Here is a 23,668-nt window from a genome sequence, read left to right as displayed (position 1 = left end):
TTTGACTGTCAGGCGCGGGATGGAGCAGCCTGGTAGCTCGTCGGGCTCATAACCCGAAGGTCGTCGGTTCAAATCCGGCTCCCGCAACCAGTTCAAAGATTACAATTCAAAAGTCATATTCTTTGGCTTTTTCAGGCGCGGGATGGAGCAGCCTGGTAGCTCGTCGGGCTCATAACCCGAAGGTCGTCGGTTCAAATCCGGCTCCCGCAACCAACTCAAGACTTACACTCCAAAGTCTTTCTTAGCATTAAATCTGCAATTTTACATAGTTCGCTCATATCCTGAAGGTCGTCGGTTCGCTCTCTAAATTTAAACAGGGGCTCCCGCAACCAATTTAAGACTAACACTCCAAAGTCTTTCTAGCAGTGAATTTCCAACCTTACATCGTTCGGTCATAACCCGAAGGTCGTCGGTTCGCTCCCTAAATTTAAACAGGGGCTCCCGCAACCAAATCAAGACTTATACTCCAGAGTTTTTTTGTATGGCAAAGTAAGAGTAGGTTTAGCTTAGCGTAATGACTCGTAAGGTTTATGCGTTCAGGTGGGAATACAGCTATAGCAACTGAGCAATCTGTTTCATTAGCTGGCTAAAATCGATTTATCTAGAGATAACGATCGTCTTAGATACGTTAAAAAATTTAGAAATAATGTTATGTGTTGTTTTACATTGCTTTTATGTTTAGGTTGTTAATCAGTATAAGCAAGCAGAAGAGAGTAAAGTGAAGCGACTTCCTTCGATAATGTCATTGCGCGCGTTAGAAGCGGTATCTCGGCTAGGGAGCATATCGTCTGCAGCGCAAGAGCTAAACCTGACGCGAAGTGCCGTCAGTCATCAAATCCAAATGTTGGAAGAAGTCGTTGGCTTTGCTCTTACTCAAAAGAGCGGTCGAGGCATTCTGTTAACCCAGAAAGGAGAACGCTATGCAGTCGAGTCCAAGCGTGCTTTATCTATTCTTACTGAGGCAGCTCGTGAGAATAATGGCCATGAAGTAACCGGCAAATTAACAGTAAGTTGTGCCCCTGGTTTAGCGAACTATTGGCTGTGCCATCATTTAGCAGAATTCACCTCGATCTATCCCAAGCTAACTTTACATATTTCTTCTCCAGTGGTGCCGGACGATACGTCGAATGATGAGATAGATCTATACATTGCTTACGGAAACGGTAACTGGCCTGATAAGTATGTCAGGCAACTCATTACCATCCGCTTATTTCCGGTCTGTAGCCCCAATTTTCTTAAGAAACATGGTGGGGTGGGGCATCCCGCTAACTTAGTAAATTTGCCTTTATTACATCTAGTTAACCAAACTGATTGGCGTGTTTGGTTAGCGGCTAATGGCGTGAACAACACTCAGCTTGAAGGTGGAATCATTTTCTCTGATGCAAACTTTGCTCAGTCTGCAGCTATTTCTGGGCAGGGGATTGCGATAGGTGACAATATGGTCAGTGGTGATGCCTTAGATAAAGGATTACTGATTAGGCCTTTTGAGAAAAGCATTGAGTCACCTAGAGCCTATTATTTAGTGAGTTCGCCAGAGAAGGTTGAGAGGCCTGAAGTCTCTGCGTTTATTGCATGGCTTGAGAGTTTGATCTCAGATGTACAAGCTCGGTACGATCGTCGTTGATATCTAAGATGATGGTATATATTGGTGCATATCTAGGTGATGAATTAGTGTATGCCATTTTTATAGGCATGATTTGAAAGTTTGCACTAGATTTGATCTTGCTTTATTGGCGTGTAATTTGCTTGATGTACTGAGGGGGGATTATTAAGGTTTTCGATTAAAAAATTCATCAATCGGCTTTTTTTTGGATTAATTGTCAAAAAAAATTTAACAATTGTGCAAATTTAATTCGATTGTGCTCGCCTATTTTTTCAACAAGAATCTAATTATGGTCATTTGAGATGTGGATCTGGATGATCAAAATCAAAAGATGAAAAATGTAGGACACAAAAGGGCAGAGCAATGAGCAGTCAAACTGATTACGATTTTGTAAGAGATACCTACCCAAATTTATCGGAACAAGAGCGTGTGCGGGTGGATTTAGCCGCAGCGTATCATCTGATAGAACACTTTCAAATGAGTGACAGTATTTATACTCACATCTCTGCACGTGTACCGGGTGATAATGAGCATTTCTTGATTAACCCATATGGAACACGCTTCGGTGAAGTGAAAGCTAGTGAGTTGGTAACAATTGATCTGGATGGAACCATTATTGATGACCCATGTGATATGGGCGCTAACCCAGCAGGTTTTACTATTCATTCCGCTATTCATGGTGCCCGACATGATGTGAAGTGCGCCCTTCATACCCATACTGTTGCAGGTGTGGCTGTTTCTTCAATGCAAACAGGCATCCTTCCACTAAATCAATGGGCACTTCAGTTCTATCATGGTGTTTCGCGCCATAAATACGAAGGTATTGCGTTAAATCTCGAAGAACGCGAGCGTTTAGTCAAAGACGTTGGCCCAGAAAATAAGACTCTGATTCTTGATAACCATGGTCTAATGACTATGGGTGAAAATGTCGGTGAAGCCTTTACTCTAATGTACAACCTAGAGCGCGTATGTAAGGTGCAAATGTCAGTGTTGGCAAGTGGGCAACCGGTACAGCCGATTGATAGTGATGTCTGCGAATTAACCTACCAACAATATAAGCATTTTGCGGAGATTAGTCAGCGCGGTGGCTTTCATGCTGAATGGTTGGCCTATCTGCGCCTACTTGAAAAAGTCTCTCCCACTTATAAAGAGTAGCCTTGTGCTACTTGTCTCACTGTTAGTCAACAGATCACAAAAGAACACTTAAATAACCATTAAAAACCTTTGAACCGAGGAAAATGACATGAAAAAGATCTTCATGGGGGCTCTTGTTGCCTGCGTTCCGCTAATAACACCTATTTATGCTGCTGAAGAGGGTGGCACAATCAATGTTGTTGTACAGCCTGAACCACCAAGCTTGATGATAGGTATGTATTCAAATGCTACGACGCAGCAGGTTGGTGGCAATATTTTTGAAGGGTTAATGCGCTACGATCAGGACTTAAATCCTCATCCGCTGTTAGCGACTTCTTGGGAAAGTTCGGATGATGGTAAAACGTGGACCTTCCATCTTAAAGAGGGTGTCACTTGGCATGATGGCCAGCCTTTCACTTCTGCAGATGTTGTATTTTCGATCGATAAGCTTTTACGTGAAACAAATGCTCGCTTACGTACTTCTCTTGCTCATGTGGAGAGCATAGAAGCCACTGACGACTATACGGTGGTGTTTCAATTAAAAGAATCCTTTGGCCCATTCATTCGTTTGTTTGAAGTCGGCACAACACCTATGCTGCCAAAACATATTTACGAAGGCACAGATTACAAAACTAACCCTGCGAACCATCATCCAATCGGCACTGGACCGTTCAAATTTGCTGAGTGGCAAAAGGGTTCCTATATCCATCTTGAAAAAAATGAAAACTACCATGTTCAAGGTCTGCCACATTTGGATGATGTTTATTGGCATGTGATTCCTGATGCCGCTTCGCGAGCGGTGGCGTTTGAAACTGGTAAGATAGATGTACTGCCAGGAGGCTCAGTAGAAAATTTTGACGTGCCGCGCCTAACCGAGCTTGATAATACCTGTGTGACGACAGATGGTTGGGAGTTTTTCTCACCTCATGCGTGGCTTTGGTTGAATAATCGACAAGGACCGACAGCAGACGTTCGTTTCCGTCAGGCTGTTATGTATGCCATGGATCGAGAATTTGCCAAAGATGTACTGTGGAACGGCTACGGTAAAGTAGCCAACAGTCCTGTTGGATCGAAGACAAAATTTTACGACGCTGACTTGCCTGCCTACGAATACAACCCAGACAAAGCGAAACAGCTGTTAAAAGCTATGGGTTATAACGGAGAGCCTGTGCGTATCTTACCGATGCCATACGGAGAAACCTGGCAACGCTGGACTGAAGTCATCAAACAAAACCTCGAAGAAGTGGGCATTAATGCCAAGATCGAGTCTACCGATGTCGCAGGTTGGAACCAAAAAGTCTCTGACTGGGACTACGACATTTCTTTCACTTACCTCTATCAATATGGCGACCCCGCTTTAGGTGTGGCGCGAAACTACATCTCTAGCAATATTGCAAAAGGCTCCCCTTGGAATAATGCCGAAGGTTACAGCAATGCTGAAATCGATCAGTGGTTCGATGCAGCGGCGACTGCGTTTCCTGATGAAAAGCGCCAAGAACTGTACAGCAAGATCCAAAATAAGCTGGTCGAAGACGTGCCTGTGGCATGGTTAATGGAGCTTGAATTTCCAACCATCTACAACTGCAAAGTCCAAAACCTAATCGACTCAGGCATTGGTATTAACGATGCATTTGGTACGGCTTGGATTAAACAGTAAGACAAACATGAGGGAGGCTATTGCTTCCCTCAGTTTTAACGGTGGGGTGAAACGATGAGTATACAGACTCTCATGTACATAGGTGGGCGACTGATAAAGGGCGCGATCGTTCTGTTGGTCATTGCAGTCTTCAACTTCTTTTTAATCCGGGCAGCTCCGGGAGATCCAGCCAAGGTCATGGCAGGGGAGGCAGGGGCAACCGATGAGCTTTTTTTACAACAGTTGCGCGAGCAATTTGGTTTGGATCAGCCTTTGTATTACCAGCTATGGGTCTATATCAGCAATTTGGTGCAGTTCGATATGGGTATCACTTATCGTCAGCAGATGCCGGTTTTTGACCTGATTATGGATCGTATGCCTGCAACCCTGTTACTCACTGGGGCGGCATTTTTATTGTCGTTGTTGATCGGTGTATTGGCAGGAGTGGTGGCCGCACAAAAGCATAAACAATGGGCTGATTCCTTCATTACCGTTGCAGCCTTGATCTTTTACGCAACGCCTTTGTTTTGGCTTGCCATGATGGCAGCACTATTTTTCTCGGTTTATCTCAATTGGCTACCGAGTTTTGGTATGGAAACCGTTGGCGCAAATCTGACGGGTTTCGATCGATTTATCGATATTATGACCCATTTGATTCTTCCTGCGGCCACTTTAGGGCTGTTTTTTACCGCGGTGTATGCACGTATGACTCGTGCTTCAATGATCGAAACCACGCGTATGGATTTTGTGAAAACCGCCATTGCGAAAGGTATGACACCGAATCGTGTGACTTATCGCCATGTATTACGCAATGCCTTACTGCCAGTGGTGACACTAGCAGGGCTTCAAGCTGGCCAATTAATTGGTGGCGCGGTGCTCACTGAGACCGTGTTCGCTTGGCCTGGTATCGGTCGCTTGATGTTCGAGGCTTTATTCCAGCGTGATTACAACTTGCTACTGGGCGTGTTTTTTATTTCCTCTGCCATGGTGGTTCTCTTTAACCTGATCACTGACGTTATCTACTGCGTAGTTGATCCACGAATCGAGCTATCAAAATGAACGTAATTAGAGCATTAACTCAAAATAAAGTAGCTATGTTTGGTTTTGCTGTGCTGTTGTTACTGAGCCTCATCGCGATTTTTGGCCCAATGTTATACGACGGCAGTCCGTGGAAGATGGTACAGCGTCCGTTTATTCCTCCGTTTGCTAACGATCGTTTCTTACTCGGTACCGATACTCTAGGGCGTGATGTACTGGCGGGGCTGATTTACGGTGCGCGTATTTCTCTGTTAGTGGGCTTAGTGTCGACCGTTATTGCTTTGCTTATCGGCATTCCACTAGGTGCTTATGCGGGGTATTTCGGTGGTTGGGTCGATGAAATCCTAATGCGTTTTACCGAAGTGTTTCAAACGGTACCAAGTTTTGCGTTGGCAGTTGTCTTAGTCGCTATCTTTGAACCAAGTGTTTATTCGATCACAGGTGCCATAGCCATCGTGAGTTGGCCGCCAGTGGCTCGATTGGTGCGTGGTGAGTTCTTAGCACTTCGAAATCAAGAGTATGTGCTAGCAGCGAAACTCAATGGTCAATCCCATCGTAATATCATTTTAAAAGAAATCCTTCCAAACAGTCTGTCGCCAATTATTGTGCTGGCTTCTTTAATGGTGGCGACAGCGATTCTTCTAGAGTCATCTCTGTCCTTTTTAGGGCTGGGAGACCCAGAAATCATGTCGTGGGGTTACATGATTGGTGCAGCGAAAACAGTGATTCGCCAAGCATGGTGGTTGAGCTTTATCCCCGGTGTAGCAATTGCTGTCACGGTATTAGCGCTGAACCTTTTAGGTGAAGGCTTAAATGAGGCCTTAAACCCAAAACTGTCCGGTAAACGGGAGCATTAATATGAAGCCACTACTAAAAGTTGAAAATTTAAGTATTCGTTTACCCAAAGGTGCAGATCGTGAGTTTGCTATCACAAATGTGAATTACGAGTTAATGCCAGGTGAGATTCTATGTGTGGTCGGTGAGTCTGGTTCGGGTAAGTCCATGACTGCCAATGCCATCATGGGTCTACTCCCAAAAGCCATTCAAGTGGAAACAGGGGCGATCACTTTTGATGGTTACGATTTGGTGTCATTAGAAGAGCATCGTGCTCGGAAAATTCGTGGGAATCGCATCAGTATGATTTTTCAAGAACCAATGACCGCGTTGAACCCATTGATGCGAGTGGCGGATCAGATTGGTGAAGTTTTTTTAATTCATACTGAGTTAAGTAAAAAGCAGCGTCACGAGCGTACCTTATCACTCTTAAAAGACGTTGGCTTACCGGATCCAGAGAAAATGATGAGCGCTTACCCGCACCAGTTATCGGGTGGTCAGCGTCAGCGTGTCATGATTGCAATGGCTTTGGCATTAGAGCCTTCAATCTTAATCGCAGATGAGCCGACAACGGCTTTGGATGTCACCACCCAAGCACAAATTTTAAAACTGATCAAAGAGCTGCAAGAAAAGCATAACACTGCGGTGATGTTTATTACCCACGATTTTGGTGTTGTTGCAGAGATTGCTGATCGTGTTGTGGTGATGGAAAAAGGACAAATGGTCGAGTTGGGAGAACGTGAAGCGGTTCTAAACAATCCACAACATAGCTATACCAAGAAATTGATCTCCGCAGTGCCACCGCTTGTTGCTCCTGAGCGCCCATTGTTAGCTGAATCTGCTCCGGTATTAACGGTCAATCAGTTATGTAAGACCTATAGTACTGGTGGCGGTTGGTTTTCTAAACCAAGGATTGTAAAAGCGGCAGATGACGTTTCATTCGAACTTCATCGTGGCGAAACACTTGGATTAGTTGGTGAATCAGGATCGGGAAAATCGACTGTAAGTCGTTGCGTCGTTCGATTATTGGAATCGGACAGTGGTGAGATTTTATTAGGTGATGATCCTATTCAAGCACTTGATGCAAAAGCACTAGCGCCCTTTAGAAAGCGTATTCAAATGGTGTTTCAAGATCCATTTGCGTCGCTGAATCCTCGTAAGACCATAGGTCAAATCATTGCTGATGGCCCTATTGCTCAAGGTATGCCTGTGGCCCAAGCCATGCAAAAGGCAGCAGAGCTCTTGGCCTTGGTTGAGCTGCCTGCTACGGCACTTGACCGTTATCCGCACGAGTTTTCAGGCGGTCAGCGTCAACGTGTCGGTATTGCCCGAGCGTTAGCCCATGATCCAGAGATCTTGGTAGCTGATGAGGCGATTTCCGCCCTGGATGTATCAGTACAAGCGCAGATCTTGGATCTTATTGAGCAGTTAAAGCAGCGCCTCAATCTCGCTGTTCTCTTTGTGGTCCACGACCTTCGTGTAGCGGCGCAAGTGTGTGATCGCGTGATTGTGATGCAAAAAGGCCGCATTGTTGAAGCGGGAGTCACCAAACAAGTATTTGAACAACCGCGTCACGATTACACCAAAAGCCTAATAGCTTCAATTCCAGGGGCTGACTGGCGCTCAGGCAAAACTACTGGGCATGCTAAAACATTAGAAAAGGCGTATGCGTAATGGAGTGTGGCATTTTACACAGTAGTTACCTCGATATGACGCCCTATGCAGAGTGTTTTGCAGCGCAGCAAAATGAACTTAAGGTATTTCTAAGTCATGAAGTTCATGATCCGCTTAGCATCACTTTCGCTTTATTGTGGTTCCCTGAAGATGATTTCTTTGAGCGATACCCAAATATCAAAGTCGTGGCTTCTGTCGCTGCTGGGGTTGACAGTATTTTGGCCTGCCCAAGTCTACCTGAACATGTCAAAGTCTGCCGCAACCGAGATGATCAACAGGCTGCTATCATGAGCACATTCGCCATATGGCATGTGCTCAATCATCAACGTAATTTCCCTTTGTATCGCGAGCAGCAGGCAAACAAAGTCTGGCAACGTCAACCTATGCGAGCTCCATCTGAAGTGTCAGTTGGTGTTTTGGGGATGGGTTTTATGGGCGAACGAATCGCCAAAGACCTAGATCACTTAGGTTTTTCTGTAGCAGGATGGCGGAAAACTAATAAGCCTTTGAAAGACTCTAATATCTCTGTGTTTTGTGGCTCAGAGGAGTTGTCAGCATTTTTATCTAGAACCGAAGTACTGATTTGCGTGTTGCCATTGACCGACGAAACACACGGAATTCTTAACCTTAAAACTTTTCAAAAGCTTAAACCTAATGGCTATCTCGTTCACCTTGGGCGAGGCGGCCATCTGGTGGAGTCTGACTTAATACAAGCGTTGCAAATGGGCTTAATAAGTGGTGCTTCACTGGATGTGTTTGCACAGGAGCCATTACCGATCACCAGTTCTCTTTGGGAACATCCTAACCTCATTATTACGCCCCATGATGCCAGCGATGTGCGTCCTATTGCGGCCGTAAAAAACATTACTAATGAATATCTCCGTTATATCGATGGGCAACGTTTGCAGAATGAAGTGCCAAGAAGTACGGGATATTAGGGAGAATTAATATGAAAGTAGAGCAATGTAACGGGAGTCGACTGTGGGACTCTATTATGGCAATGGGGCAAATTGGTCATACCGATGCCAAGGACAGTAAAGTCGGTGGCTGCCATCGTTTAGCATTAACCGATAAAGACAAAGCCGCGCGTGATTTGTTCATCGAATGGGCTAAAGAAGTGGGCGCAACATCTCGCATTGACCCTGCAGGTAATCTCTTCCTTCGCGTTGAAGGAAGAGATAACCAGTTAGCCCCCATTGTTACTGGTAGCCACTTAGATACCCAACCAACAGGCGGTAAGTTTGATGGCATCTACGGTTGTTTGGCTGGCTTAGAAGTGTTGCGAAGCCTGCATGACCAGAATATTCGAACGCTTCGGCCGATTGAAGTGGCTGTGTGGACGAACGAGGAGGGCGCCCGCTTTAAGCCTGCTATGTTGGGTTCTGGGGCCTTTGCGGGAGTGTTTAAATTAGCTGAGGTATTAAATACAAAAGATGTCGAAGGCATTCGCTTTGGTGATGAATTAGATCGCCTAGGCTACAGCAAAGTTATGAGTGATGGCTTTTCCGATATTCACCAGTATTACGAGCTACACATCGAACAAGGTCCTGTGCTTGAAGACAAAAGTGTTGATCTAGGTATTGTTACAGGCGTGTTGGGTATGAAATGGTACCAAGTACAAGTCAAAGGTACTTCGTGTCACGCAGGTCCAAGCCCTATGGGTTTACGTAATGACGCCCTGGTTGGTACAGCAAGAATGATCACTCGCCTCACTGAACTGACAGAGCAGAATGGCATAAATAGTCGCTGTACCATTGGCGAGTTAAGCATCCCTAACGCCTCCACTAATGTTTCTCCAGGAGAAGTCCATTTCTCGTTAGATTTACGCGAAGCTAGTGGTGACGCATTGCAGGAACTGCAAACCAAAGCGTTTGAAAGCATTCATCAATTGGCTTTTCAATTGAATTTAGACGTGACTATCAAAGAAACTTGGTCACTACCACCATGTCCATTCGACAAAGACTGTTTGGCGAATATTCAGGCTGCCTGTGAAATTTCTTATCCCGAGATTTCTCCTCACTCCATGGTGAGTGGTGCAGGACACGATGCGGTCTATGTCAGTCGAGTGGCGCCCACCGCGATGATATTTGTGCCATCAGAAAAGGGACTCAGCCATAACGAATGTGAATACACCAGCCCAGAGCAATTAGAAAAGGGCTGTAATGTGTTGCTGAATACTATTCTTCGCGCTGCTAACTAGAGCGCTGACACTCATCAAGGAGTACCGGATGAAAGCATTTTATCACCAAGATCAGAGCCAGCACTTTCCTAAGTTTTATATGAAAAATGGTAAACCGATTGCTGCTCGTGAGGTACCTGAGCGAGGCGATATTTTTCGTAATGTACTGTCAGAACTCGGCATTGAAATAGAAGAGACTCAAGACCACGGTTTTTCGTTTATCAGTAAAGTCCATTCGCCAGATTACCTAACTTTCCTGCAGACGATTTATCCGAAATGGAAAAAGTTGCCGGATGCGAGTGAAGAGATTATTCCTAAGAGTCACCCTGTTAGGTATAGCGCCAGTTATCCTAGCGATGTTGTTGGCCAAGTTGGCTGGCACCTGATGGATACCTCGTGCCCAGTAGGGCCGGGTACTTGGTCGGGGGTTTATGCATCGGCCCAGACAGCGATTAGTGCGGCGGACAGTATTGCAAAAGGTACGACAAAAACAGCTTATGCGGTTTGTCGACCACCAGGGCATCATGCTTACCCTGACGGTGGCGCGGGATTCTGTTTCTTAAATAACTCGGCTATTGCCGCTGAACGTTTACTGGAAACGTATCCGCGCGTAGCGATTTTAGATGTAGATTTACATCATGGTAATGGCACGCAAGCGGTATTTTGGAATCGTCGTGATGTCTTGACGGTTTCTATTCATGCAGATCCTGCAAATTGCTACCCACATTACTGGGGCTATGCTCATGAGCGAGGTGAAGGTAGTGGTTATGGGTTCAATCTGAACTATCCCGTACCAGAAGGCACGACCGACAAAGATTACCTGCCAGTCCTAGAGCAAGCGCTAGAGCAGATTCAGTCTTATGCTCCAGATGCCATTATTTTGGCATTAGGATTGGATGCTTCAGAAAAGGATCCTTTTGCAGTATTGGGGATTACGACTGAGGGGTTTGCAGAAATAGGTAAGCGAGTAGATGACTTGGGCTTGCCAACATTGATCGTCCAAGAAGGAGGCTATATTTCGCCAGTTTTAGGGGATAACCTCGGTGCAGTTTTAAAGGCTTTCTCTGAACGTTAAAGGTACCTGTTTTGTTCGTCCCTTACTAAGTCTTAGTGCAGATTTCACAAAAAGAAATTTGTTTTTCTCAACTCAAATGGGCTTGAGTAACCGCCCAGCTTCCTCCCCGAATAATGAGTGTGGAAAAAGGGATGAACACCCTTGCAAGAATAGTCAATAGTTATGCGTGCTTATTTGAATAACGTTATTAGAGTGTCTAAATGGAGCTCTTGTAGTGATTTGAAAAATTAAATTGCATATGTCGCATATGATTGCCTAGTGCCCTTAGAGGCGGAACTGATATATCCAAAGTGGTACCATAAGCTTAGAAACGCTCAATTCATAGTGTATACAGTATTAGCAATGATATTTTGATATTGAGTAAAGCTCAATATCAAGTGACCCGCATAGCCTAACAGCTAGCCTTTCAAATTCCATATTATTCAATGATGGCTTTATCTTTTGAATTTGCTAAATGCATTTACAACGTTGTAGGTTAGGCAAAGGCTACGGCGTAATTTCACTTCTCTTGCTAACCATAAAAAGAAAATTAAGCATGCGAATACTTGTTATAGAGGATGACTCGGTCTTAAGTGAGGCCATTTCACATCGGATTAAAAACATCGGTCATGGAGTTGATCTTGCACTCACTGGCAAGCAGGCGCGTCTAATGCTTCGCCAGCAAAACTACGATCTGATTTTGTTAGATTTAAACCTACCTGATGCCCATGGTGCTTCAATATTACAATCATTAAGAGAGTCTAAAACCACTTCGCCTGTGTTGATCATTACGGCGATTGATCAGGTCGAAGAGCGAATCAAGTTATTAGATCTGGGGGCGGATGATTACATTACTAAGCCTTTTGACTTTGGTGAATTAGAAGCACGTATTCGAGCTATCCTGCGACGCAGTCAGGGTCAGGCCCAGGAAACGATAGAGTTTGCCAATGTTAGTCTCAATCTACGAACCTGCTCAGTAGAAGTCGATAACCAAGCAGTAGAGCTGAAACAAAGGGAGTTTAGGCTGTTAGAAATCTTTATGACTCAGCCAAAGCAAGTGCTGAGTAAAGACGTTTTAATGGATCATATTTATGGGTTTGATGAAGCACCAGGTCCAAATGTAATCGAGATATACGTCGCGCGGCTGAGAAAAACCTTGGCGCACTCAGCGTTACATATTCGAACCATTCGTGGGCTTGGCTATTTGCTGGAAGAGCAATCAGGCGCTTCAGAATGAGGGCAAAGACGAGCTCTATTCGACGCCAGTTATTGATTATGACGTTAATCGTTCTGACGGTGATAAATGGTGTGGCCATATGGACGGCTGATCTGTATGCCAATCGTGCTGCAAAGCTCTCCTACGATCGGCTTATTCATGGAGCTGCTCTTCAAATTGCAGAAAATATTAACTTGCTTGATCACAAAGTGATGGTCGACTTACCTGTTTCTGCATTTGAAACCCTAGCCTTGGCGCCAGAGGATCGAGCCTATTATTCCGTTACTTCAGAAAAGGGAATTTTGCTCACAGGCTATGAGGATTTACCCAATGCTTCTCATGCAGTGAAGAAGGATAGATCCTCGCAAGAAAACTCAGCTGAACCGGTCTACTTTGATAGCGTTTATCGAGGCGAGGATGTGCGTTTTATTACCCTAACCAAGCGCTTAATTGAATCAGACAACAGCGAAGTAGTGCATGTCACCATAGGTCAAACAATCTTGGCAAGAAAACAGCTGGCGGATGAAATGGGGGGCTTAGTAATACAGTTCCTGATTACCTTTTTTTGCATCACGTTGGGGTTGTTGATGTTTGGCATTTGGCGTGTATTAAGGCCTTTAAAGTCATTGAGGCGAGCCATTGAACAGCGCTCTTCGACGGAATTAACCCCACTCAATACGGATGTGCCCAGTGAGATTCGTCCGTTACTGGAGACGGTCAATTTCTTTATGTCGCAATTAAATATGACCTTAGAGCGGCTGAAACGCTTTACTTCAGAGGCCGCCCATCAGCTTAGAACACCGCTCGCTGGTGTCAATCTTCAGGCACAAAATGCGTTAGTAGAACAGGACGAGTTCAAGCGTCAACAACAGCTGCGAGACATCATTAAAAGCAGTGAGCTTCTGACAGATACCGTTAATCATCTACTAGAGGAAGCAACATTAACCCATCGTATGAGAAGCCAAGCTTTCCATCCAGTACAGCTGGATGTTCTGACCAAAGATGTGTGTCGTAGTTTAGTGGTTTGGGCTCTGGAGTCTGAGGTTGAGATTGAATATTTAGGGCAGATTTCCGCTTCATGTTTAGGGGATGACGTGGCTTTAACGCAGATGTTACGCAATATCATTGAAAATGCCGTGAAATACAGCCCTAAGCAAAGTGTTGTGCAGGTGAATTTATATCGTGAACAAGAGCTTCTTTGTCTCACCGTTGCCGATCACGGAAATGGCATTTCAGATGAAGACAAGCAGCATGTCTTTGAGCGCTTTTATCGCAGCAAACACAATCACACCGTCGGTACAGGGATAGGGTTAAGTATTGCTAAGGAAGTGGCTGAACACCATGGAGCGCGTTTGATGTTAGCGGATAATCAACCCCATGGCCTGCTAATCGAAGTGCTTTTCGAAGCCAATGGTGAAACAGTATGAAGCCATTGCTATTAAGCTTATTGCTACTGGTTAGTTTGTGTCCTATCGCAAACGCTGAACAATCGAATACGTTGCCATCCGAAGAGAGTAACCCAGTTGAGTTGAACATTTGGGGGGCGGCTAACTTTGACGCGATTGAGCCACTTTTAAAGGCTTATCAAGCGCAATTTCCTGAGATAACGATTGTGTACGTTGAGCACAGTTCACTGGAGCTTTTTAATCGAGTTTTAAGTTTGCGGCCAGCGGATAAAAAGCCAGATGTCTTAATGAGTCCAGCGATGGATTTGCAATTTAAGCTGGTTAACGATGGCTATGCTAAGCCCTATCAATCAGAGGTGACGGATGCGTTGCCAAATTGGGCAAAGTGGCGCGATGAAGCGTTTGGATTTACCTTTGAACCCATTGTCATGGTGATTAATCAGGACATCTTGGGACATCGTGCTATGCCGGAGAGTAGGGAGGCGCTACTTTCTTTGATTCGTGAGCAAAGTCCATTAGTGCAAGGGAAAATTGGCCTTAGTGATATCGAAACCGTAGGGCTTGGCTACTTAACATGGTTCCATGACTCTCAGCAGTCGCGTACTTATGGGCGTTTACTCGAAGCCTTTGGATCACACCACGCACAGCTTTACCCCAATAGTTCAGCCATGCTACAGGCCTTATTAAGGGGCGAAATTTTTATTGCCTATAACGTACTGGGGTCCTATGCGTTTGAGTGGAGTCAGACTTACCCTTGGATCAAAACAGTCATGCCGACCGATTACACGTCAGCAGTGATGCGAACGGCTTTTATTTTTCGTGAAGCCAAGAACCTTCAACAAGCACAAAGCTTTATCGATTTTTTATTGTCGGATGATGGGCAAACAGTCTTGGCACAAGCATCAAGCTTGATTCCGTTATCTGAAAACGCTGTGGGACCAAACAGCCTTTTAGAAATACGCCGTAAACCCCATGGCATCTTTCGCCCCATCGTATTTGGTTTGCCTTTATTAGTGCAAACGGATCAAGCAAAACGCGCCCTATTATTGGAAGAATGGCGTCATGCAATGCGCACAGCGCCATAATGTGATCGATGCTTTCTTATGAATCCCATGAAAGGTTCGTGAAAGGTTCGTCTTATAAATTTAGCGTCGAGTAAGCGAATGAATGATCGTTTACCACCATTTGTATAACAAAAATAATCGTTAAATGGAGACAACCATGAATAAGAAATTTCTTCTTGCCTCAGCATTTGCAGCCACGTTTGCAAGCTCTTTAACTATGGCGGCTGAACGTATTTCCATCGGTACCGGTGGCACGGGCGGTTTATTTTATGTCATTGGCGCCGGGGTAGCTGAAACATTAAACAAGCATTTGGATGACACGACTGCCCGAGCTGAAGTGACAGGCGCATCGGTAGAAAATAATCACCGTGTTGCAGCTGGCCAAATGACGTTAGGTCTATCTTCCTCTTCAACTTTATTTGAAGCGAAGAATGGCGAAGGCCCTTTTAAAAATACCGGAGCGCTAGACGTTGCTGGGATTGCCTACTTATACCCTGCAGTATTACAGGTGGCGACGTTAGATGGTTCAGGCGTAAATGGCTTCAATGACTTGAAAGGCAAACGTGTGAGCATGGGGCCTCCGGGAAGTAACGCTGCTGTCATCGCGACACGTCTACTGGAAGAATATGGTGTGTTTGGCGACATTACGCCACGCTTTTTGTCTTACACCGAAGGGGTTAAAGCGCTTGTTAACGGACAAGTGGATGCAACGGTTGTCTTGGCAGGTGCACCCACTTCATCACTGATTGACTTAGACTCTCAAACAGATATGAAACTGCTGTCTGCGGATGTAGAGAAGCTCGACAGCATGATCAAAAAATATCCTTTCTATCAAGTGACGCAGCTAGCGTCAGGCACGTATCCAGATGTTGCGGCACCGGTCACGGTGATCAACGATCCTGCGATTCTCTTTACCAGCGGTAAAAACGATCAAACGAAAGTTTATAACATCACCAAGGCGATTTTTTCTAACCTAGATGAATTAAGCCAAGTTCACCCACAGGCGAAAAACATTCAATTGAGCAGTGCCCCGAATACTCCGGTTGCATTACACCCTGGCGCGAAAGCATTTTACGACGAAGCCAGTCAGTAATTAATTAGGAGTCCACTATGGAGCAGACAAGCCTCAAAAGTCTGCTCCTTACGTCTGATCATCTTGGACGCAAGGAGCAGTTATCCGTCTCTTTTCTATTCAGTATTCTGGCTATCGGTATCGCAGGTTTAGTGATCTATGGTGCCTATTACGGAGGCATTACTGCCTTACTTTTACGCTCATCGTTTTTTTCATTGGTCGCCTGCTCGGCGATGATGTTGTACGGATCACGCTATAAAACACCAATCGTACGCGTCGTCTTTTACGCACTGGCATTGGTCGCCTTGATACCGGGCCCATATCTTTGGAACTCTTACATTGACATCATCATGCGCGGCGCGATGTCGATACCTACGGATACATGGGTATTTATAGCATTGGCTGTGATCGTGTTCATCTTTGTCCGAATTGCCGTAGGTTGGGCATTAGTTGTTTTGATGGCATTGGCGTTTTTGTATGCCCATTTTGGCTATTTAATACCGGGGCAATATGGACACGGCGGTTATGACTTGAATCGCCTAACGTCAACCTTGTTGTTATCAACAGAGGGCGTTTACGGCGTGCCTATGGGGGTCGCGGTTGAATACATCTTCTTATTTGGGTTGTTTGGTGCCATTTTGACAAAGATTGGCACCGGAGAAGTTTTTGTCGATATCGCACGCGGGTTAACGGGCCGTGTTCAAGGTGGACCGGGGTTGTCGGCGGCATTATCGAGTGCTCTCTTAGGGTCTTTGAATGGTAGTGCGGTAGCGAACGTAGTGACTACGGGAACATTCACCATTCCACTGATGAAGCGAGTGGGTTACAGCCCGAAACTTGCGGGAGCCATTGAAGCAGCGGCGTCCTCTGCAGGACAAATTATGCCACCTGTTATGGGGGCTGCAGCATTTTTGATGGCCGAAATGATCGGTATCCCTTATGCAGAAGTGGCTCTGGCGGCTCTGGTGCCGGCTCTTCTGTATATTTTGGCGTTAATGATCTCTGTTCGTTTGGAAGCCGGGCGTTTAGGTCTTGAGCGTGACAATGAAGCGGGACTGCGCTTGCTCATGGAGACCCTAAAAGCTAAAAGTTATCTGTTGTTGCCTTTAATCGCCTTGGTGGGACTGATGATTGCGGGCAAATCGCCAACACAAGCGGCAGTGCTTGGAATTGTGGTGGGACTGTTAATTTCGCCTTGGAAAGCATCTACTCGAATTAATTGGGTAGACTTGATCCAATCTTGTAAAGAGACTCTGTTAAATACCTTGCCAATTGTCGCTGCGGTGGCTTCAGCGGGGGTAGTGATTGGTGTCCTGAACTTGACGGGTATGGGGTTGATGGTGTCAGGCCTTATCATTGAGCTTGGCGATGGCAATCTTTGGGGCGTATTACTGCTGACGGCGTTGGCGTCGTTTATTCTTGGTATGGGGCTACCGACCTCTGCAGCGTATCTATTGCTGGCGGTTTTAGTCGCACCAGCCATGACGCAGTTAGGAATGGAAACCTTGTCGGCGCATATGTTTATTTTCTACTTCGGTCTGGTCTCAGCGATCACACCACCTGTCGCGTTGGCAGCCTATGCGGCAGCGACAATCTCTGGCGCGGACGCTAACGAGACGGCAATAGAATCCATGCGCTTAGGCTTCGTTAAACTATTGGTGCCGTTCTTATTTGTTACCATGCCGGGGGTTTTGCTGATTGGTGACTCACTGAGTATTACCATGGCGATCTTTTTAGCCACTCTAGCAACCATTTCCATGAGTATTGGCTTCTCTGGTTGGCTAGGAACCCATTTAACCATGGTTCAACGAGGCGGTTTTATCGTGGCTGCGCTGCTAATTGCCTGGCCAGAAGCTGCTGCAGACTTCAGCACAAATGTCATCACTCTAAGAGTGTTTGGGATGGGACTGTTGATTGCCTTAGGCGTCTATCTAGGGGCGCAATGTAAGAAAATAAGGTTACTGTCTGCTTAGTGTTCTATTAAATTGTGATAACAAAATGCCCCAAGTGATGAAACACTTGGGGCATTTTTTATCTTTAGCATTTTTCCTAAACGCGATAGCGCTAGGAGCTTTATTGAGCTTGGTCTTTCACAAAGGTCTTGTCTTTCTCGCCTTTGAAGAAATCACGTCCGTAGACCAAAATACAAAGCACAACACCGACAGCAAAGGCCCATGTGGCACCTCGTGTGGCAAGAACGGCCGCGACAATACCGGCAATACCAAGGTCTCGTTGTGAGCGTGCTTCCATTACCCCGATTCGAACCGATACGTAGCCTTGAATCAGTAGCGTTAGTGCCAGCGCAACCCCTAGAATTGGTTGCACTAGGGTTACGATTGGCATGAAAAGCAAGCCCGTATTAGTACCCCAACGGAAAGAGCCAGCACCACCAAAGATGGACTTCATGGCTTTCTTACCTTGGCTGAAACGCTCGACGATCACGACGTGCATCGCCGCCCAAAGTGGACCACACATAGCAACATCAGGGCCTAAAATTGACATGGCAGAGTTACGTGCACCAAAAATCATGTGCGCGCGGTCTGGATCATAGTCAATTTTTTCGTCTTTGCGAATTTGGTCAGCTTCTTCCAAGATAGCTCGACTTTGTAATACATCTCCGAATAGAACAATATAAGCTGCTAACACCGTAGGAATTGCAGTTAAAAACATCATTAAGGGCGGCATCCCAAGGCCAAACACAGTGTACTCGTTCCAAAGTGTAACGAAATCAGGCGAAGAAAAGCCCCATTGGATGTCTGGCCATGATGTTTCGCCAACGGTAGGGGCAATAACAATGGCTAAGGCAACAATCGGGAAAACACCTAATTTACCAATCACGTTAAAGAAAGCGTTGTTCTGTTTTAAATGCGCAAAGTGGCGCGAGAAAATCACATAAAACGCAATGCCCACTGCAAGAGTGATGGTGATTGGGTAAGTATCAAAACGGCCGTCTACTTTGAATACAGCCATGACTGCTGCAATGCCGGCACCAATAATGACCCCAGATTTGATGGCTTGGGGGATTAACGAAACCACCTTGTGAGCCAGTCCAGATGCCCCGATAAATATCGAGAATATCCCGAGCAAGAGCTGGAAGGATATTAAGGCATGGATCCGTTCAGGCCCTTCAGGGAAGGTTGTACAGTATGCCATCAATAGCGGAATTGCAGGAGTAATCCAGCCAGGAACAACAGGGTCACCTAACAAGTGGTGTAACAAGTAGAAAAGGCCGTTTAACATAACAACCGCTAAGGCCACTTCAAATGGCATGCCTAGTAACTCGGTCATTAATGGGATGGCAGCAAGGTCGACTGCACACATAAGCAGGCCTTGGAAGTAATCAGGCCATTCTATGCGGTAGTGGACAAACGGGAGGCGGACCTTAAAAGGGCCCATAGACCAAAAGGGTGTTTCTTGGCCATCAATACGTTCTTTACTCATGATGATTTCCTATTATTTTTGTAATAATTCAAGTTCCCTGCAACCAGGGGGTGCAGGGGCGTTGCTACACGTTTTTATTGCAGAAACGAACATTGTTTCAGTGAATTAAAAAGCTTCTTGATACAGTTTTAGGGCATCGCTTTCAGTCACTGGAACAGGGTTATTACCAAGCAAACGGGTTTGCAGCATGGCATCTTTGGCGAGTGTTGGAAGGCTCTCTTCAGTGACCCCAACATCACGTAGTCGTTGTGGCGCGCCAGACTCATTCATTAGGTTTTGCATAAAGGCTACGAATTGCTCTGCTCGACTGTTTTCGTTTCCTTCAGGGGAATCCAGTACTACGTCAGCAAGCTCAGCGTAAAGCGATGCAGCTTCTTTCATGTTGTAGCGAAGCACAGGGCCTAGCATCAGTGCATTGGTTAAACCATGCGGTAAATGGTAGTGACCACCTAATGGGTAAGCTAAAGCGTGCACGGCTGCGACTGGGCTATTTGAAAAAGCTTGGCCTGCTAAGTTGGCACCCAATAGCATGGCTTCACGTGCTGCGCGGTTAGTGCCTTCTTGGCAAGCGGTCAGCAAGTTTTTGCTAAGCAAACGTAATGCTTCTTTTGCCAGCACATCAGAAAGAGGGTTCTTTAGGTGTACCGACGTGTACGCTTCAATCGCGTGAACCATGGCATCAATGCCCGTTGCAGCGGTCGGTAGGGAAGGTAAACCAATGGTTAACTCAGCATCTAGTAAGACATAATCTGCGTACAACTGCTTAGAAACCACACCCATCTTGGTAGTTTCACCTGTTGTTAAAATGGTGATGTTGGTAACTTCAGAACCGGTTCCTGCTGTGGTTGGAATTTGAAGTAACGGTGCGCGCTTGCCCTGTACTTTGCCAATCCCATATAGCTCAGACAATGGCTGCTCTGATGTCAGCATAACGGCCACTAGTTTAGCGATATCCATTGGTGAGCCGCCGCCCAAGCCAATCACCAAATCAGTCTGATTGGCTTTTGCAAAATCTACGCAGGCCATTAAGACGTGTTCTGGTGGATCCGCCACTACGTCATCGAAAATGGAAATACTGAAACCTTGAGCTTCTAAAGAGGCTTTAGTTTCGTTCAACAGACCGCTTTCACTCAGGAACTTATCCGTTACAAGCAGAACGTTACGTTCTTGGAACCATTCGGACGCTAGTTCACCAAGACGTTTGGCTCCGCCCCATTCAACATGCATGGAGCCTGGAGTATTAAAAGAAAAGGGTTTGATACCTTGAGACATAATGACTTCCTCGTGTTAAAGAGCGCTGCAGATGTATTTCAGTTCCAAGTACTCTTCGATACCGTACTTAGAGCCTTCACGTCCTAGGCCTGACTGTTTAACACCACCAAACGGTGCAACTTCGTTGGAAATAAGCCCAGTGTTGTGACCTACCATGCCGTACTCTAAGGCTTCAGAAACGCGCACACTACGCGCATGATCTTTAGTAAAGAAGTAAGCGGCTAAACCAAATATGGTGTCGTTTGCCATGGCAACAGCTTGTTCTTCTGTATCAAATGGAAAGATTGGGGCCATCGGGCCGAAGGTTTCTTCTTGCGCCACTTTCATATCGCTGGTGACATCCACCAAGATCGAAGGTTGAAGGAATAAACCGCCTAGACGCTCGCCACCATGGATCAACTTCGCACCTTTAGAAACCGCGTCCTGAATGTGCTCTTCTACTTTGGTGATGGCTTTTTCTTCAATCATCGGTCCGATTTGGACACCATCTTCAATGCCATGACCAATTTTCAGTGCTGCCACTTTCTCTTGAAGTTTGGCAATAAAGGCATCGTAAACACCGCGTTGAACTAAAATGCGGTTTGCGCACACACAGGTTTGTCCAGCATTACGGTACTTAGACGCCATAGCGCCTTCGACAGCTTTATCAAGGTCCGCATCGTCAAACACAATAAACGGCGCGTTACCACCCAACTCTAGGGAAACCTTCTTAATGGTGTCCGCACATTGAGCCATCAATAAACGACCCACTTCTGTTGAACCAGTGAACGAAAGTTTGGTCACCACATTGCTATCTGTTAAGACTTTGCCAAGTTTGCTAGCTGAGCCGGTAATCACTTGGAAAACGCCATCTGGAATGCCTGCTCTTTGTGCCAATTCAGCAAGTGCTAAAGCAGTCAGAGGCGTTAAGTCGGCTGGGCGAACAATCATAGAGCAGCCTGCTGCCAGCGCTGGGGCCGCTTTACGAGTAATCATCGCTGCCGGGAAGTTCCAAGGAGTAATCGCGGCTGTCACACCAATAGGCTGTCGGATAACAGTTAAGCGTTGATTTGTCACCGGGGCAGGGATTGTGTCACCGTAAACGCGTTTCGCTTCTTCTGCAAACCATTCAACGAAAGAAGCGGCATAGCCAATTTCACCTTTGGCTTCCGTTAACGGTTTGCCTTGTTCAGAGGTCATGATCATTGCCAAGTCATCGGTATTTTCGATGATGAGATCAAACCAGCGACGCAGGATTTTTGAGCGTTCTTTTGCTGCCATAGCCGCCCATTTTTTTTGAGCCTCTTGTGACGCTTCGATAACCGAAGGCACTTCGTCTGCGCTTAGGTGAGGGATATGAGCAATGATTTCGCCATTAGCAGGGTTGGTGACAGGGATGGTTTTATTATCCGCTGCGGAAACCCATTGGCCGTTTACTAGGCAGCGTTCTTTTAATAGAGACGCATCATGTAGATACATAGTTATAACACCTTTATTTTTATGATTCGTAGGCAAAGCAAGTGATAAACAAGTCTTAATTTTGCCAAACGACTGCTAGTGCGCTTCAGTCAACATTCACGATTGAGCAGTACTATGAATGTTGATTTATCTTAAATGAGCGCACTGATCGCAGTACTAAAGGTGAGATAGCAAAGGTGGTGCCAGTTTTGTAAGTTTTGTTACTGCATTGATATTAAAGGGAAAAATTATTTTTATATGGTGTTTCATGTTAATCATGAGCGGAATCCGCTCATGATTAACATGAAATTGTGAGCGGATTCCGCTCGCTGGTTTTATTCTTTATTTTTAAATGGGCTGAAGCGACTAGGATAATAGACAACCCAATCGCCAAGCAGTTTTTTGGCTGGGAGCTGATTTGAATTAGCTTGAGTTGTGCCTATCGCAATGACTTGCTGAATTTGGTGTGTTCGCTCATCCATAAAAGATGAGTAACCAATGGGGTCCTCCGGCAGATGGAGTACAAGCTGCTCCAGAGTCTTTCTTATTGTATCGTTACTGGCATTGGTTCCGGCAATCGCAAGGGATTCCGCAATGGCCATTAGCCCCGAGTAGGCGCCTTCCGCGGCATAAGAAGGATAGCGACCGCTTATCGCTTTAAATCGTTCAACAAACCAGTGGTTTAGTTCTGTTCTTGGCCAATTGGTGTGATGTCGGGAGGACATGATCAAACCATCTGGCATGTCGTCGCCCAATGCGGCAAGGACTTCGTAATTCCCCCCCGTATCAAAGTTTGCGAACGCAGAATGATCAAACAGGGGAGTACTTTTTGCCTGTTGAATAAAGGCAACGAGGTCACCTCCCCACATAGAGTTAACAATAAGATCTGTCGGTTGCTCCATTAAAGCTCGTATAAAAGGTGAATAATTTGCTTCGTACAATCGAGGCCATAATGTCGTTACGATTTGATACGGTACGTTTAATTCGTCCAAAGCGCTGGTGAGGTCCTGCCAGACGGAGTAACCGTATTCGTAATCTGGCGCTATGTAGGAAATACGAATAGGGCGGTTATTCGTCTTAGGGAGTAGATGCTCCTTAATGTATTTAGCACCCGCTAGCATGCTTTGTTTGGTGTTATTACTGAGCCGAAAGTAATAAGGATTGGTTAATGGCTCTGTTAAGCGTGATGAAGCATGATCAGTTCCAATAAAAAACACTTCCTCTTGGCTCGCTACTTGCGCGACCTGTATCGCAACAGAAGAGTTAACGACGCCACATAAGAAACGAGCGCCTTCCTCTTGGGCAAACGTTCGCGCAATACGAGTCGCTCGAGACGCTTTCGAACGTGAATCTTCAATTAATACCTGAAGTTCTGGATAACGCGGGGAAGAGGCGATCTTTTCCAAAGCGATTTGAATACCAATCAAACTATCGTGTCCATAAAGGCCGCCACGACCTGTCATAGGAAATAAACAGCCTACTTTGGTCGCGTATTCATCGGCAGAACCTAACCTTGTTTCTGCAAGGGTGCTTTGCGAAAGTAAGCAAGCCATTAATAGACAAAGCGTATTGTTAATACGAAGTTTAAATTTATTTTTATTTTGCATA

General features: G+C 45.7%; 18 protein-coding genes and 2 tRNA genes. 16 read left to right on the top strand and 4 right to left on the bottom strand.

Annotated features, from left to right (window positions below; translation table 11 throughout):
• The first annotated feature begins 13 nt into the window (after nucleotides 1-13).
• The 16 genes from C8D85_RS04445 to C8D85_RS04370 all read left to right on the top strand — a co-directional run bounded on the left by C8D85_RS04445 (nucleotide 14) and on the right by C8D85_RS04370 (nucleotide 17,883).
• Nucleotides 14-90 (top strand) — tRNA-Met (locus C8D85_RS04445).
• A 46-nt stretch (nucleotides 91-136) separates the two neighbouring features.
• Nucleotides 137-213, top strand: a tRNA-Met gene (locus tag C8D85_RS04440).
• Nucleotides 214-718: 505 nt separating this feature from the next.
• Nucleotides 719-1,624 carry a LysR substrate-binding domain-containing protein gene (locus tag C8D85_RS04435; protein ID WP_211342121.1) on the top strand — a complete coding sequence of 302 codons (906 nt, stop codon included), beginning with the start codon at nucleotides 719-721 and terminating at the stop codon, nucleotides 1,622-1,624.
• A 342-nt stretch (nucleotides 1,625-1,966) separates the two neighbouring features.
• Complete coding sequence (locus C8D85_RS04430; RefSeq protein WP_133560137.1) at nucleotides 1,967-2,758, top strand: class II aldolase/adducin family protein; 792 nt, start codon at nucleotides 1,967-1,969, stop codon at nucleotides 2,756-2,758.
• Between the two features lie 88 nt (nucleotides 2,759-2,846).
• Nucleotides 2,847-4,394: an ABC transporter substrate-binding protein gene (locus C8D85_RS04425; protein ID WP_133560136.1), complete on the top strand. Its 1,548-nt coding sequence runs from the start codon at nucleotides 2,847-2,849 to the stop codon at nucleotides 4,392-4,394.
• Nucleotides 4,395-4,448: 54 nt separating this feature from the next.
• Nucleotides 4,449-5,432 (top strand): ABC transporter permease, encoded by a 984-nt coding sequence (locus tag C8D85_RS04420; protein WP_133560135.1) that lies wholly within the window; start codon nucleotides 4,449-4,451, stop codon nucleotides 5,430-5,432.
• Entirely contained in the window at nucleotides 5,429-6,268 is an 840-nt protein-coding gene (locus C8D85_RS04415) for an ABC transporter permease (RefSeq protein WP_133560134.1), read from the top strand. The genes C8D85_RS04420 and C8D85_RS04415 overlap by 4 nt, the downstream gene beginning before the upstream one ends.
• Nucleotide 6,269: 1 nt before the next feature.
• Nucleotides 6,270-7,919: an ABC transporter ATP-binding protein gene (locus C8D85_RS04410; RefSeq protein WP_133560133.1), complete on the top strand. Its 1,650-nt coding sequence runs from the start codon at nucleotides 6,270-6,272 to the stop codon at nucleotides 7,917-7,919.
• Nucleotides 7,919-8,857 carry a 2-hydroxyacid dehydrogenase gene (locus tag C8D85_RS04405; RefSeq protein WP_133560132.1) on the top strand — a complete coding sequence of 313 codons (939 nt, stop codon included), beginning with the start codon at nucleotides 7,919-7,921 and terminating at the stop codon, nucleotides 8,855-8,857. Before C8D85_RS04410 ends, C8D85_RS04405 begins: the two co-directional genes overlap by 1 nt.
• Before the next feature lie 11 nt (nucleotides 8,858-8,868).
• Entirely contained in the window at nucleotides 8,869-10,119 is a 1,251-nt protein-coding gene (locus tag C8D85_RS04400) for a M20 family metallo-hydrolase (RefSeq protein WP_133560131.1), read from the top strand.
• Nucleotides 10,120-10,147: 28 nt separating this feature from the next.
• The gene (locus C8D85_RS04395) at nucleotides 10,148-11,173 is read left to right on the top strand and encodes a histone deacetylase family protein (protein WP_133560130.1); all 1,026 of its coding nucleotides are present in this window, start codon (nucleotides 10,148-10,150) and stop codon (nucleotides 11,171-11,173) included.
• Nucleotides 11,174-11,708: 535 nt separating this feature from the next.
• Nucleotides 11,709-12,389 (top strand): response regulator transcription factor, encoded by a 681-nt coding sequence (locus tag C8D85_RS04390; RefSeq protein ID WP_133560129.1) that lies wholly within the window; start codon nucleotides 11,709-11,711, stop codon nucleotides 12,387-12,389.
• The gene (locus tag C8D85_RS04385; protein ID WP_133560128.1) at nucleotides 12,386-13,795 is read left to right on the top strand and encodes a sensor histidine kinase; all 1,410 of its coding nucleotides are present in this window, start codon (nucleotides 12,386-12,388) and stop codon (nucleotides 13,793-13,795) included. The genes C8D85_RS04390 and C8D85_RS04385 overlap by 4 nt, the downstream gene beginning before the upstream one ends.
• The gene (locus tag C8D85_RS04380; protein ID WP_133560127.1) at nucleotides 13,792-14,859 is read left to right on the top strand and encodes an ABC transporter substrate-binding protein; all 1,068 of its coding nucleotides are present in this window, start codon (nucleotides 13,792-13,794) and stop codon (nucleotides 14,857-14,859) included. The genes C8D85_RS04385 and C8D85_RS04380 overlap by 4 nt, the downstream gene beginning before the upstream one ends.
• 136 nt (nucleotides 14,860-14,995) lie before the next feature.
• Nucleotides 14,996-15,931: a TAXI family TRAP transporter solute-binding subunit gene (locus C8D85_RS04375; RefSeq protein ID WP_133560126.1), complete on the top strand. Its 936-nt coding sequence runs from the start codon at nucleotides 14,996-14,998 to the stop codon at nucleotides 15,929-15,931.
• 17 nt (nucleotides 15,932-15,948) lie between these two features.
• Nucleotides 15,949-17,883 carry a TRAP transporter permease gene (locus C8D85_RS04370; RefSeq protein ID WP_133560125.1) on the top strand — a complete coding sequence of 645 codons (1,935 nt, stop codon included), beginning with the start codon at nucleotides 15,949-15,951 and terminating at the stop codon, nucleotides 17,881-17,883.
• A 100-nt stretch (nucleotides 17,884-17,983) separates the two neighbouring features.
• Here the strand turns inward: C8D85_RS04370 and C8D85_RS04365 are convergent, their stop codons facing one another.
• The 4 genes from C8D85_RS04365 to C8D85_RS04350 form a co-directional block, all read right to left on the bottom strand.
• The gene (locus C8D85_RS04365) at nucleotides 17,984-19,351 is read right to left on the bottom strand and encodes a hypothetical protein (RefSeq protein WP_133560124.1); all 1,368 of its coding nucleotides are present in this window, start codon (nucleotides 19,349-19,351) and stop codon (nucleotides 17,984-17,986) included.
• 105 nt (nucleotides 19,352-19,456) lie between these two features.
• Nucleotides 19,457-20,611, bottom strand: coding sequence for an iron-containing alcohol dehydrogenase (locus C8D85_RS04360; protein ID WP_425324506.1), 1,155 nt, complete (start codon nucleotides 20,609-20,611; stop codon nucleotides 19,457-19,459).
• 27 nt (nucleotides 20,612-20,638) lie between these two features.
• Nucleotides 20,639-22,081 carry an NAD-dependent succinate-semialdehyde dehydrogenase gene (locus C8D85_RS04355; protein WP_133560122.1) on the bottom strand — a complete coding sequence of 481 codons (1,443 nt, stop codon included), beginning with the start codon at nucleotides 22,079-22,081 and terminating at the stop codon, nucleotides 20,639-20,641.
• 314 nt (nucleotides 22,082-22,395) lie between these two features.
• On the bottom strand, nucleotides 22,396-23,667 hold the full coding sequence (locus C8D85_RS04350; protein WP_244936891.1) for an ABC transporter substrate-binding protein: 1,272 nt from the start codon (nucleotides 23,665-23,667) through the stop codon (nucleotides 22,396-22,398).
• Nucleotide 23,668: the final 1 nt, after the last annotated feature.

Origin of the sequence: Marinomonas communis (assembly GCF_004363305.1) — a bacterium.
Taxonomy (GTDB): Bacteria; Pseudomonadota; Gammaproteobacteria; order Pseudomonadales; family Marinomonadaceae; genus Marinomonas; species Marinomonas communis.
This window is presented reverse-complemented; position numbering and strand designations above follow the sequence as displayed.